The organism is Inquilinus limosus DSM 16000 (assembly GCF_000423185.1).
GTDB classification, from domain to species: domain Bacteria; phylum Pseudomonadota; class Alphaproteobacteria; order DSM-16000; family Inquilinaceae; genus Inquilinus; species Inquilinus limosus.
The window spans coordinates 237,982-250,020 of record NZ_KE383986.1; the positions used below are offsets into that span (position 1 = coordinate 237,982).

Here is a 12,039-nt window from a genome sequence, read left to right on the forward strand (position 1 = left end):
CCGCCTCCGGCTCTACTCCTTCTTCCCCCGCCAGAAGAAGTCGTTCTCCGTCCCCGGGCCCCAGACCAGGCCCTGGACATCCTTGCGCGCGGCGACCACCTCGACCTGCTGGAACATGAAGGCGTATGGCCCGGTCTCGCGCACCTTGCGCTGCAGATCCTCGTACATCGCCTTGCGCTTGGCGGTGTCGGTCTCCAGCACCGCGGCTTCGGTCTCGCGGGTCAGCTCCGGAATGTCCCACGCGTTGCGCCAGGCGGTGGTCTTCATCGGCGGGTTGTCGCCGTTGTCCACGTTGATGGCGAAGTTCTGGGCGTTGGTGTGCGGGTCCTGATAGTCCGGGCCCCAGCGGCCGATCGCCAGCTGGTGCTTGCGCGCCCGGACCTTGCTGGTGGTCTGCTTGTCGTCGGAAGCGATGATCTGGACCTCCACCCCGGCCTTGGCGAAGGTCGCCTGGATCGACTGCGCCATTTCGAGATAGGGCGACCCGTCCGATACATCGATTGTGATCTTGAAGCCGTCTGGATAACCGCCCTGCGCCAGAAGCTGCCTGGCCTTGTCGACATCGAGCTTGAACGGCTCGTCGTCGACCGCGCCGAGGAAGCCCTTGGGCAGGAAGTTCTCATGCAGCACGGCCCGGCCCTTCATGAAGCTGTCGGCCATGCCCTGGTAATCGATCAGGTATTTCAGCGCCTGCCGCACCTCGACCTTCTTCAGCGGCTCGGTCTGGGTGTTCATCGACAGGTACCAGATCGTGCCGCGCGGCACCTCCTGCAGCGTCACGTCGGGGTTCGACCTCAGCGATTCGATCTGCTCTCCGGTCAGGCCGCGGGCGATGTCGACGTCGCCCTTCTGCAGCAGCAGCATCTGCGAGGTCGGGTCGAGCACATGGCGGAAGAAGATCCGCCGGAAGCCCGGCTTGCCCTGCCAGTAATCGTCGAACCGCTCGATCACGAGGCTCTCATTCGGCTTCCAGGTGACGAGCCTGTAGGGGCCGGAGCCGGCCGAGTGGGTGTTCAGCCAGTCATGGCCGAAATCGCCGCCCTTGGCGTTCGCCTCCACCGTCCTGGAGTCGACCACCGAGGCGACGGGCGCGCTGAGGCAGTTGAGCACGAAGCTCGGCGCATAGACCTGGTCGGTCTTGAACACCAGCGTGCGGGCATCCGGCGCCGTGACCATGCTGTCGACGTTCTCGGCGTTCAGGCCGAACTGGCCGATGATGAAGGCCGGCCCCAGGTTCAGCTTGATGGCGCGGCGGATCGAATAGGCCGCGTCCTCGGCGGTCAGCGGATTGCCGGACTGGAACGTCACGCCGTCGCGGATCTTGAAGGTGAAGGTCTTGCCGTCGTCGGAGACGGACCAGCTCTCGGCGATACCGGGCCGGAAGTTCGCCGGGTCCTGGGCATTGTAATAGACCAGCCGGTCATAGACCTGGGCGAGGTATTCGGTGGAGGAGAACTCGAACACCTCGGCCGGGTCGAGCGTGATGATGTCGTCGATCCGGTAGGCCTGGACCAGCGTGTCCCTCGGCGTCTCGGCCCGGGCCGGCAGCGCGGCGCAGCCGAGCAGGATCGCGGCGATGGCACCGCGGAGGATTGTTCTCATTGGACGCCCCCCCCTGTTTGACGTGCAAGGCGATGGTAGGCGCGCCTCATGGCGCCGACCAAGCGGATTCGCTGATAGTTTTGCGTATCCGCCTATTTGAAGATCTTGCCGATCTCGATCGTTCGGGACGGCTGGTCCGGCACGGCGATCCGGGCCGACTGCGCCGGCAGCGCCGCGCCGTCTGGCAGCGCCCGCGGCTTCGCGTCGAAATTCACCGTTACCGTGGTGCCGTCGCCGAAGGTCGAGCGCTGCAGCAGCCGGTCGGGCGACAGCACCGCGAAATCGGTCATCGGCTGGTTGAAGGCCCGCTCGTGCAGCGGCCGGAACACCCGGTCGTAGGCGGCGATCACCGGCAGGTCGCGGTCCAGCACTGTCGTGTTCAGGTGGTAGAGCGGTGGCACGGCGTAGAGCAGTTGCAGCAGCGCCGTGGCCTCGCGCTGGCCGGAGAACTTCAGCGAGCCGTATTCCCAATGATGCGTGGTGACGACGCTGTCGTGCAGCGCGATTTCATACAGCGGCAGCCGGAAGCGCGGATCGGCGACGAAGCGCGCCACCTCCGGCTTCAGCTTCACCGGGTTGAAGTAGAGCGACGGCGTCTCCGGCGGCCAGTAATTGCCGCGGTAATAGGGCGAGGCCTTGTCCTTCATCTCCGGCACCATCCAGGCGAAGGGCTGGGTGGTCATGCCGTGGGCGAAGGCGATATCGGGCGCGAACAAGGCCGAGCCGCCCTCGCTGCCGACCACCAGCCCCAGCGCGGCCGCGTCATCGAGCCGGCGGCGGCGGGCCTCGGCATCCTGGGCCTGGCTGGTCTCGCGCCCCGGGGTGTAGTCGTCATAGACCATGCCGGTGGCATCGACATCGAGGAACAGGCTGTTCAGCCCGGCCGCCTTCGCCACCGCCGCCATCCGCCGGCGGGCATAGGGTTCGACGGCCGCCGCGCTGACATAGACGCCGCGCCCGCCGAAGCCGGTGACCGGATTCCCGTCGCGGTCGCGATAGCCCGCCGCCGCCAGTTCGTCGCCCATCTGGGCGGTCGGCCAGGTGTCGGCCTGGGTGGTGGGATGGGCGCTGCCATAGCTGTCATAGGCGCCGACCAGCCAGCCCGCCGCCTTGGCGGCGGCGACGGCCTCCGGATGCAGGACAGCGTCGTCCCAAGTCTCGGTGCCGAGCCAGAGTCGGGTCAGCCCGGCCTTCCGCAGCGCCGCCACGGTATCGGCCGACATTCCGCCGCCCCAGCGCTCCGGCGGCGCCAGAAGCGAACCGAAGCCGTCGACCAGCGCCGCCCTGGCCGGGCCGGCGGCCCAGGCCGCCTCGCCCGTCGGGTCGTGCCTGCCCGGCAGCGGCGCGACCGGCACGATCGGCACGGCCTTTGCCAAGCCGGCATTGATCGCCCGGATCAGCGCCGACCGCCGATAGGCGGCGACAAAGCCGTTCTCGCCCGCGGCTTCCTTGAACGCGTCCTCGAACTCCTTCCTCGTCCCGGCGTCGAAGACCTGCCACAGCTTGCCGGCGACATCCCCGGGATCGGACAGCTTCGCCTGGAACTGGCGGACGAAGGCCCGCCATTGCAGGACATCTCCGGTCTTCAGAAGCCCCGTGGACCAGAGATAGATGTGCGCGGCGCCGGCCAGCTTCGCCGTCTCCGGGTTCGCCTTCACCTTGTCGGTCATCGGCACGAACCGCCCGGTCGCCTGCAACCAGGCGCGATAGGCTTTCGCCCCGGCCAGCGGATCGGCCGGACCGGGCAGGATGCGGACGATATAGGGCGCGCCGGGCGCCAATCGCGTGAATTTGGGTCAGATCCAGCCGCGGCCGGCCCGCCGCCTCGGTGACGGCGAAGCCGGTGTTGAACGGCGTCTCGACCAGCCAGGTGATCGAGCCGCCGGGCCGCAGCTCGGTCCAGAACGGCATCGAGAGCTGTTCGCTCAGCTCGCCGTCCTCGTAGCGCCGAGTCAGCCAGCCGAGCCAAGCCGGATCGTCCGCCGGGACGTAGCGGCCCTCGCCGAAGGGCATGGCATAGGCGGTGATCGCTGCCGGATCGGCGGTCTTCGGCCAGGCCAGGGTGGCAGGCCGGTCGGAGCGGATCGACAGGCGCAGCACCCCGTCCGCGATCGCGGCCTCGATCGAGAAGCCATTGCTGCCGGAGCTCACATGCCAGGCACGGCCGGTCCGGTCAGTCACCGCTCCGGAGTCGAAGGCCGGCGCCGCCAGCGCCTGTTCCGCCCCCGCCGCCGTGCGTAAGGATACGGCCAAGGTCGCGGGATCGACCGCGAATATCCCTGCCGGCGCCGGTAGCAAGACCGGATTGGCCGCCCAGGCCTGGCCGGCCGGAAGAAGAGCAGCCAGCCAGAGAGCCGCGGCGACACATGGCCCTTTCCAACCGATCCGGATCGCCATGCCGCCCCTCATGAGACTCATCGACGGCCTGCGGATACCACCCGGATACGCCGGCGGCATCCAACCGGATGTCGCGGTCTATTCGTTCTCCAGCGACGCCCGGGCCGCCTGCAGCTTGTCCTTCAGGTCCGGCGCGACCTTCGGATAGGCGAGGTCCAGCCCCTCCATCGCACCGACGATGGCCGCGGCCACGGCCAGGCGGGTGAACCATTTGCTGTCGGCCGGGACCACATGCCAGGGCGCATGCGGAGTGGCGGTCGCCCGGATCATCTCGTCATAGGCCTTCATGTAGTCGGGCCAGAGCTGGCGTTCCGCCACGTCGGCGGGCTGGAACTTCCAGTGCTTCTCCGGCTCGTCCAGCCGCGCCAGGAAGCGCTTCTTCTGCTCCTCCTGCGAGACGTTGAGGAAGAACTTCAGGATCAGGGTGCCGTTGCGGGCCAGATACCGCTCGAAGGCGTTGATGTCCTCGAACCGCTCCTTCCAGATCTTCTTGGTCACCAGCCTCGGCGGCAGCCGCTGCCTGGCCAGGATGTCCGGATGCACCCGGACCACCAGCACCTCCTCGTAATAGGAGCGGTTGAAGATGCCGATCCGCCCCCGCTCCGGCAGGTGCCGGGTGGTGCGCCACATGAAGTCATGGTCCAGATCCTCCGCCGAAGGCTGCTTGAAGGCGGTGACCTGGCAGCCCTGCGGGTTGATCCCGGACATGACGTGCTTGATGGTGCTGTCCTTGCCGGCCGCGTCCATGGCCTGGAAGATCAGCAGCACCGACCAGTGGTCCTGGGCGTAGAGCATGTCCTGCATCTCCGCCAGCCGGGCGACGCTCTCGGCCAGCGCCTCCTGCGCCGCCACCTTGTCGTCCTTGTCGAGCCAGGCGGTGTCCGCCGGATCCCAGTCCTTCAGGCGGAAGCCGTCACCATCCTCGATCCGGTAGCGCTTCGCCAGCTTGCCCAGCTTGACCATTCCTTCCCTCTCCGATCGGACCCCCGGCGCGCCGGACAGCGCGCTCCGGCATGATCGATGCAGGAATTTCGTCGGTCTGGCAAATCGGAGATGATGACCGGCTTTCCGGATCGAGGATCGAATGGCCCAGCACCTCTATTTCATCACCCACCCCGATGTGGTGATCGATCCGGCGGTGCCGGTGCCGGAGTGGCCGCTGTCGGAGCGCGGCCGGGCCCGCATGCGGGCGGTGCTGGACCGGCCCTGGGTGCCCCGGCTGCACAGCGTGTTCTGCAGCACCGAGCGCAAGGCCAGGGACGGCGCGGCCATCCTCGCTGAAGCCCTTCGCCTGCCTGTCACCGAACTTGAAGAACTCGGCGAAAATGATCGTTCTTCAACCGGTTATCTGCCGAAGTTCGAGTTCGAAGCCATGGCCGACGCATTCTTCGCCCGGCCGCAGGAGAGCGTGCGCGGCTGGGAGCGCGCGGCCGACGCCCAGCGCCGCATCGTCGCCGCCGTCGACGAGGTCTTGCGCCGGGCTCCGGCGGATGGCGATGTCGGCATCGTCTCGCATGGCGGCGTCGGGGCGCTGCTGCTGTGCCATCTGCAGGGGCGGCCGATCAGCCGCGAGGCCGACCAGCCCGCCGGCCAAGGCGGCCACTACTTCGCCTTCGCCGCGATCGGGCGCAGGCTGCTGCACGGGTGGCGGAGCATCGACGCCGTTGCGCCGGATACCTCCCCGGTGCGATGACGCCGGCATGATCGCCGCCCCGACCCCAGCCTTGACCGACGCCGAGATCCTGGCCCGCCTGCTGTACCGCGACGGGCTGATGCTGATCCTCGACAAGCCGGCCGGGCTGCCGGTGCATGCCGGGCCGAAGGGCGGGCCGGTGCTGGACCGGCATCTCGACGCGCTGCGCTTCGGACTGCCGCACCCGCCCGCCCTCGCCCATCGCCTGGACAAGGACACCAGCGGCTGCCTGGTGCTGGGCCGGCACCGCAAGGCCACGGCGACGCTGGGTCAGCTCTTCGCCTCCGGCAAGGTCGCGAAGACCTACTGGGCGGTGGTCGAAGGCGGGCCGGCCGCGGATGAGGGCCGCATCGACCTGCCGCTGGCCAGGCGGTCGGCAGAGCGCGGCTGGTGGATGAAGATCGACCCTTCGGGCCAGCCGGCCGAGACCGAGTTCCGCGTGCTGGGCCGCGCCGGCGGCCTGACCTGGCTGGAGCTGCGGCCGCTGACCGGACGCACCCATCAGCTGCGGCTGCACTGCTCCGCCTCCGGCTTCCCGATCCTGGGCGACGCGATCTACGGCACCGCCGGCCGCGGCGCGGACGCCCCGCCGCTGCATCTGCACGCCCGCGGCGTGTCGGTGCCGCTGTATCCGAAGAAGCCGCCGGTCACGGCCGAGGCGCCGCCGCCGCCCCATCTCGCCGAGACGCTGCGGCGATTCGAGGCCGCTCCGGCCGGCTGACCGACAACGGTTGCGGCCGACATATTCGATCGGACTCCGAGTCGCCCGGCTTTCCGTCTCGCTTGCCGACGTCCGGCCGGATCCGGAACCGGGGCCGGCATGGCGGTCCGACCGATCGGGAGAGCGGCGAAAGCTTTGCAAACCGGCCGGGACAGAAGGGAACGCGACACAACAAATGGCGGCCTCGCGCCCTGGGAACCACAACCTGTTGCATATCCGGATCGAACCGGGTTCAATGGTCGAGAACCCCCGTGTTGACGGCCGGATCGCGCCCGGCTACGCCCCTGACCGTGACAACAGCAGCCCGCACCCGCCCCGCCATCCGCTTCCGTGGTCGCTCCTTCATGGCGCTCGTCCTGGCGCCGGAACCGCCGATCACAGACTGGCTCACCGAACTCGACGCCCAGATCCAGCGCTCGCCTGCGTTCTTCCAGGGCCGCCCCGTGGTGGTCGACCTGTCGGCCCTGCCGATGCGCAAACAGGACCTCACCGCCCTGATCGAGGACCTGCAGCAGCGCGATATCCGCCTGATCGGGATCGAAGGCGCCGACCCGTCCTGGCTCGGCTCCGAGGCCTGGGGCCTGCCGCCGATGATGACCGGCAGCCGCCCCGCCGGGATGATCGAGGTGCCGGACGGCGCCCAGGCCGCGGCGGCGCCTGCGGCCGAACCGCGGCCCGCCGCCTCGCTGCTGCTGGACCGGCCGGTGCGTTCCGGCCAGTCGGTGATCTTCCCCGAGGGCGACGTCACGGTCGTGGGGTCGGTCGCCTCGGGGGCCGAGATCATCGCGGGGGGGTCGATCCACGTCTATGGCACGCTGCGCGGCCGTGCGATCGCCGGCTCCACCGGCAACGGGCGGGCCCGGATCTTCTGCCGCAAGCTCGAGGCCGAGCTGCTGGCGATCGACGGTCTCTACAAGACCGCGGACGATATGGAGCCGAAGCTGCGCGGCAGGGCGGTGCAGGTTTGGCTCGACGGCGACGCCATGGTTCTGGCAGCCCTGGACTGAGGCATTAGAGGAGAGGAGCGAATATGGCCAAGGTCTTGGTCGTGACATCCGGAAAAGGCGGGGTCGGCAAGACGACCTCCACCGCGGCGCTGGGCGCGGCCTTGGCCCAGACCGGGCAGAACGTCGTCGTCGTCGACTTCGACGTCGGCCTGCGCAACCTCGACCTGGTGATGGGGTCGGAGCGGCGGGTCGTGTTCGACCTGATCAATGTCGTCCAGGGTGACGCCAAGCTGCCGCAGGCACTGATCCGCGACAAGCGGATCGACACCCTGTCGCTGCTGGCCGCATCGCAGACCCGTGACAAGGACGCCCTGACCATGGAGGGCGTGTCGCGCGTCATCGGCGAGCTGAAGGAGAAGTTCGACTGGGTGATCTGCGACAGCCCGGCCGGGATCGAGAAGGGTGCGGTTCTGGCGATGCGCCATGCCGACGCCGCCGTGGTGGTGACCAACCCCGAGGTCTCCTCGGTCCGTGACTCCGACCGCATCATCGGCCTGCTCGATTCCAAGACCGAGCGCGCGGAAAGGGGCGAGCGCGTCGAGAAGCACCTGCTGCTGACCCGCTACGACCAGGGCCGGGCCGAGCGCGGCGAGATGCTGAAGACCGAGGACGTGCTGGAGATCCTGTCGATCCCGCTGCTCGGCATCATTCCGGAGAGCGAGGAGGTGCTGCGGGCCTCGAACATGGGCGCGCCGGTCACGCTCAATGCCCCGACCAGCGCCCCGGCCCGGGCCTATTTCGACGCCGTGAAGCGCCTGAAGGGCGAGACGGTCGAGATGTCGGTGCCCAGCGACCGGAAGGGCATCTTCGCCAAGCTGTTCGGCCGGAGGGTTGCATGAGCCTGTTCAGCTTCTTCACCAAGCGCAACTCCGCCCCGGTGGCGCGGGAGCGGCTGCAGATCCTGCTGGCGCATGAACGGTCGGTGATCGGCGGGCGGTCCGATCTGATGGCGGTCCTGCAGGAGGAGATCCTGGCGGTGATCGCCAAGCACATCGCGGTCGACCGCGAGAAGGTCCAGGTCAAGCTCGACCGCGGCGACTCGGTGTCGACGCTCGAGGTCGACATCGAGATCCCGACCCCGTCGGGCCCTGCCCGGATCGCGGCCCGCGGCTGAGCGAAGCCGGTCTCACCCAGAAGGGGCGATGCGGAAGGCCCCGGTGAGACGCCGCCCCGGCCGCGGCGCAGCCGATCCGGCCGGACTCTTCTCCAAATCAGCCTCGACGGCTCACCTCAGCCCTTCACCGCCTCGATGGTGAGGCTGAGCGGCAGGTTCGGCCCGTCCGCCGGCATCCGCCATAGCTCGTCCTCTCCCCGCACCAGGCAGGGCCACATCTGCCACGCCGTGGCGTCGTGCTCGCGCAGCGCCGTCAGCCGCAGCCCGGCCGCCAGCAGCGCGCCGACGATGGCGCCCAGCGGGTGCATCCACTCGACCGAACGGGTGTGGGTGAAGGCGGCATCGCGGTCGGCGTAGCTGCCCTGTGCGTCGAATTCGAACGGCGAGTCGTTGAAATAGGCGTAGGTCGGCACGACCGGCGCATCCGCGCCCGCCTGGTCCAGCGCCCGCGCCGCCGGATGGTCGTCGAGGAAATAGAGCCGCCCGCCCGGCTTCAGCAGCGCCGCCACCACCCGGGCCCAGCCGGCGATGTCGGGCAGCCAGAGGATCGTGCCCCAGCTGGTGAAGACGAGGTCGTGGAGACCCGCGCCGAGCAGGCGCGGCGCGTCGTAGACGTCGCCCTCGACGAACTCGGCGATGCTGCCGGTCTCGGCCGCCAAGGCGCGGGCGGCAGCGATCGCGTTGGCGGAGAAGTCGAGGCCGGTGACCCGGGCGCCGCGCCGGGCCAGATACATGGTGTCCAGGCCGAAATGGCACTGCAGATGGGCCACGCACAGCCCGGCGACATCGCCGATCTCCGCCGCCTCGATCGGCCCGAGGTCGGTCTCGCCGCGCCGGAACCCGTCGACATTGTAGAAGGCGGAGCGGAGATGGACCGCGACCCGCTCGTCCCAGTTCGCCCGGTTGAGCGCCATGCCCTCGTGCATCGGTCCCTCCCCTTCTCGAGCCTCTGCAGGCCATGGCTTCTACCAGAGGGCGCAGCGGACCGACAGCCGTCGCCTGCCCGGCGAGCCTCAGACCTGGGGCAGGCGCGCCGGCATCGACGACATCCCGTCGACCGCTTTGAGCAGCCCGGCATAGGCCATGCGGGTCACCCGGGCCGAGGTCAGGATCGAGTCGATCTCCGCCGGATCGTCGAGCTCCGGCAGCGCTGCGGCCAGCGTCCGAACATGCCCCTCGCGGGCGTCGGCCCGGTTCCGCAGGAAGCCCAGCGCCCGTCGGATGCCGGGGATCCGCCCCGCCCGCCCCAGGCTGTCGGCGGCCACGCCGGCGCAGGTGGCGGCGAGATATTCGAGCGCATAGGCGGTCCCGAGGAAGCCGGCGGGATGGTCGCTGCGGCAGAGGAACCGGAGCCAGGCGATATAGGCCTGGGTCGGCGGCGCTGGGACCGAGTTGACCACATCCGCCCGGCTGAAGCCGAGCATCTCGAGATCGGCCAGGATCCGCAGGTCGAGCCCCGCCACTTCGCCCGCCTTCTCCTGCAGCAGCAGCGCGACCGGAACATGGCGGCCGTGATCCAGCATCCGCTCCGCCGCCAGGGCCAGGGTGGAGGGCAGCACACGCTGGTAGTGATAGGCCTCGCGCAGCATGTTCGCATAGGTCGCGATCCCGGCGGTGCCGTCGAGCAGGCTGCGGGCGCTGCGGGTCCGCCGCACCGCCGTGACCATGGCCACAGCTTCGACATGAAGCGCTTCGAGGAATGCCGCGCCCATCTTCCCCATCCACCACTTTCAGGACACGAACAAATCATAAACACTATTTTTAATCAAGCCGCAATGCTATTTTTGGTGGTGCATCCGCTCGCCCTTGCCCGTCGCCACTGCGCTTGCCCCGCGGACCCGGCGACGATACGAATGCCGCCCATCAGCGCCTTCGGCGCTCTCGTTCTCCGGAGTTGTGTTTCATGGAGCTGCATGACCTCATCCGCAGCCTCGGGCTCGATCCCGATGCCCTGACCGGCGGCACGCTGGTCGTCCGGTCGCCGGTCGACGGCCTCGAGATCGCCCGCCTGCGCGAGCATACGGACGCCGACGCCGAGGCCGCGATCGAGCGCGCGTCCAACGCTTTCCTGAACTGGCGCAGCGTACCGGCGCCGCGCCGCGGCGAGCTGGTGCGCCTGTTCGGCGAGGAGCTGCGCGCCCATAAGACGGAGCTGGGTCGGCTGGTCTCGATCGAGGCCGGCAAGATCCTGCAGGAGGGCCTCGGCGAAGTGCAGGAGATGATCGACATCTGCGACTTCGCGGTCGGCCTGTCGCGCCAGCTCTATGGACTGACCATCGCCTCGGAGCGGCCGGGCCACCGCATGGCCGAGACCTGGCATCCGCTCGGCCCCGTCGGCGTCATCTCCGCCTTCAACTTCCCGGTTGCGGTCTGGTCCTGGAACGCCGCGCTGGCCTTCGTCTGCGGCGACCCGGTGATCTGGAAGCCGTCGGAGAAGACGCCGCTCACGGCGCTGGCCACCATGGCGATCTTCCGCAAGGCGGCCGAGCGCTTCGGCGGCGTGCCGGACGGGCTGGCCGAGATCCTGATCGGCGGCCGCGGCATCGGCGAGACGCTGGTCGACAGCCCGAAGGTGCCGCTGATCTCGGCCACCGGGTCGACCCGCATGGGCCGCGAGGTCGGGCCGCGCGTCGCCCAGCGCCTGGGCCGCTCGCTGCTCGAGCTTGGCGGCAACAACGCCATGATCGTCTGCCCTTCGGCCGATCTCGACATGGCGGTCCGCGCCATCCTGTTCGGCGCCGTCGGCACCGCCGGCCAGCGCTGCACCACGCTGCGCCGCCTGTTCGTGCATGAGAGCGTCTACGACAAGCTGATCCCGGCCCTGAAGCAGGCCTATGGTGCGGTGCGCATCGGCAGCCCGCTGGAGCAGGGCACGCTGGTCGGGCCGCTGATCGATCAAGCGTCGTTCGACGGCATGCAGAAGGCGCTGGCGGCGGCCCGCGACCAGGGCGGCACCGTCACCGGCGGCGAGCGGGTCACCGCGGGCGTGCCGGAGGGTGGCTTCTATGTCCGCCCGGCGATCGCCGAGATGCCGGCGCAGAGCGACATCGTCAAGCACGAGACCTTCGCGCCGATCCTCTACGTCATGAAGTACCGGGACTTCGGCCAGGCGCTGATGCTGCACAACGACGTGCCGCAGGGCCTGTCCTCCTGCATCTTCACCACCGACATGCGCGAGGCCGAGACCTTCCTGTCGGCGGCGGGCAGCGACTGCGGCATCGCCAATGTCAACATCGGCACCTCGGGCGCCGAGATCGGCGGCGCCTTCGGCGGCGAGAAGGAGACCGGCGGCGGGCGCGAGAGCGGCTCGGACGCCTGGAAGGCCTATATGCGCCGGCAGACCGCGACGGTGAACTACAGCCGCGAGCTGCCGCTGGCCCAGGGCATCGTCTTCGACCTGGGTTGATCGGCCGAAAACTCTGACAAAACGCAGGCGGCGGGCGGGTTTCTTGACGGCCCGCCGGCCGCCTGCGCTAATGCGCTCAGACACGACCGGCGAGGCCCG

At 69.3% G+C, this 12,039-nt stretch carries 11 protein-coding genes; 6 read left to right on the forward strand and 5 right to left on the reverse strand.

Annotation, left to right across the window (positions count from 1 at the left end):
• Positions 1–12: 12 nt before the first annotated feature.
• The 3 genes from G537_RS0132735 to G537_RS0132745 all read right to left on the reverse strand — a co-directional run bounded on the left by G537_RS0132735 (position 13) and on the right by G537_RS0132745 (position 4,962).
• Positions 13–1,602, reverse strand: a complete 1,590-nt coding sequence (locus G537_RS0132735; protein ID WP_026873627.1) for an ABC transporter substrate-binding protein — start codon at positions 1,600–1,602, stop codon at positions 13–15.
• A 92-nt stretch (positions 1,603–1,694) separates the two neighbouring features.
• Positions 1,695–3,383 carry a glycoside hydrolase gene (locus G537_RS41285; protein ID WP_051249425.1) on the reverse strand — a complete coding sequence of 563 codons (1,689 nt, stop codon included), beginning with the start codon at positions 3,381–3,383 and terminating at the stop codon, positions 1,695–1,697.
• Positions 3,384–4,077: 694 nt separating this feature from the next.
• Positions 4,078–4,962 carry a polyphosphate kinase 2 family protein gene (locus G537_RS0132745; protein WP_026873628.1) on the reverse strand — a complete coding sequence of 295 codons (885 nt, stop codon included), beginning with the start codon at positions 4,960–4,962 and terminating at the stop codon, positions 4,078–4,080.
• A 121-nt stretch (positions 4,963–5,083) separates the two neighbouring features.
• Here G537_RS0132745 and G537_RS0132750 point away from each other — a divergent pair, with 121 nt between their 5' ends.
• The 5 genes from G537_RS0132750 to minE all read left to right on the forward strand — a co-directional run bounded on the left by G537_RS0132750 (position 5,084) and on the right by minE (position 8,534).
• A complete protein-coding gene (locus tag G537_RS0132750; protein WP_034853793.1) occupies positions 5,084–5,692 on the forward strand; it encodes a histidine phosphatase family protein in 609 nt (202 codons plus the stop codon).
• A gap of 7 nt (positions 5,693–5,699) precedes the next feature.
• A complete protein-coding gene (locus G537_RS0132755; protein WP_034853795.1) occupies positions 5,700–6,413 on the forward strand; it encodes an RluA family pseudouridine synthase in 714 nt (237 codons plus the stop codon).
• A gap of 290 nt (positions 6,414–6,703) precedes the next feature.
• A complete protein-coding gene (minC, locus tag G537_RS0132760; RefSeq protein WP_026873631.1) occupies positions 6,704–7,420 on the forward strand; it encodes a septum site-determining protein MinC in 717 nt (238 codons plus the stop codon).
• Between the two features lie 23 nt (positions 7,421–7,443).
• Positions 7,444–8,259: a septum site-determining protein MinD gene (gene minD, locus G537_RS0132765; protein ID WP_026873632.1), complete on the forward strand. Its 816-nt coding sequence runs from the start codon at positions 7,444–7,446 to the stop codon at positions 8,257–8,259.
• Entirely contained in the window at positions 8,256–8,534 is a 279-nt protein-coding gene (minE, locus tag G537_RS0132770) for a cell division topological specificity factor MinE (RefSeq protein WP_026873633.1), read from the forward strand. The genes minD and minE overlap by 4 nt, the downstream gene beginning before the upstream one ends.
• Before the next feature lie 116 nt (positions 8,535–8,650).
• Here the strand turns inward: minE and G537_RS0132775 are convergent, their stop codons facing one another.
• The gene (locus G537_RS0132775) at positions 8,651–9,460 is read right to left on the reverse strand and encodes a class I SAM-dependent methyltransferase (RefSeq protein WP_026873634.1); all 810 of its coding nucleotides are present in this window, start codon (positions 9,458–9,460) and stop codon (positions 8,651–8,653) included.
• Positions 9,461–9,547: 87 nt separating this feature from the next.
• The gene (locus tag G537_RS41290; protein ID WP_051249426.1) at positions 9,548–10,246 is read right to left on the reverse strand and encodes a TenA family protein; all 699 of its coding nucleotides are present in this window, start codon (positions 10,244–10,246) and stop codon (positions 9,548–9,550) included.
• Between the two features lie 191 nt (positions 10,247–10,437).
• Here G537_RS41290 and amaB point away from each other — a divergent pair, with 191 nt between their 5' ends.
• Positions 10,438–11,940, forward strand: a complete 1,503-nt coding sequence (amaB, locus tag G537_RS0132785) for an L-piperidine-6-carboxylate dehydrogenase (RefSeq protein WP_026873635.1) — start codon at positions 10,438–10,440, stop codon at positions 11,938–11,940.
• Positions 11,941–12,039: the final 99 nt, after the last annotated feature.

Bases quoted from the DNA above. Each gene is read 5' to 3' on its own strand.
- G537_RS0132745 (WP_026873628.1), bottom strand. From the start codon at position 4,962: ATGGTCAAGCTGGGCAAGCTGGCGAAGCGCTACCGGATCGAGGATGGT.
- G537_RS0132735 (WP_026873627.1), bottom strand. From the start codon at position 1,602: ATGAGAACAATCCTCCGCGGTGCCATCGCCGCGATCCTGCTCGGCTGC.
- G537_RS0132775 (WP_026873634.1), bottom strand. From the start codon at position 9,460: ATGCACGAGGGCATGGCGCTCAACCGGGCGAACTGGGACGAGCGGGTC.
- amaB (WP_026873635.1), top strand. From the start codon at position 10,438: ATGGAGCTGCATGACCTCATCCGCAGCCTCGGGCTCGATCCCGATGCC.
- G537_RS0132750 (WP_034853793.1), top strand. From the start codon at position 5,084: ATGGCCCAGCACCTCTATTTCATCACCCACCCCGATGTGGTGATCGAT.
- G537_RS0132755 (WP_034853795.1), top strand. From the start codon at position 5,700: ATGATCGCCGCCCCGACCCCAGCCTTGACCGACGCCGAGATCCTGGCC.
- minD (WP_026873632.1), top strand. From the start codon at position 7,444: ATGGCCAAGGTCTTGGTCGTGACATCCGGAAAAGGCGGGGTCGGCAAG.
- G537_RS41290 (WP_051249426.1), bottom strand. From the start codon at position 10,246: ATGGGCGCGGCATTCCTCGAAGCGCTTCATGTCGAAGCTGTGGCCATG.
- minE (WP_026873633.1), top strand. From the start codon at position 8,256: ATGAGCCTGTTCAGCTTCTTCACCAAGCGCAACTCCGCCCCGGTGGCG.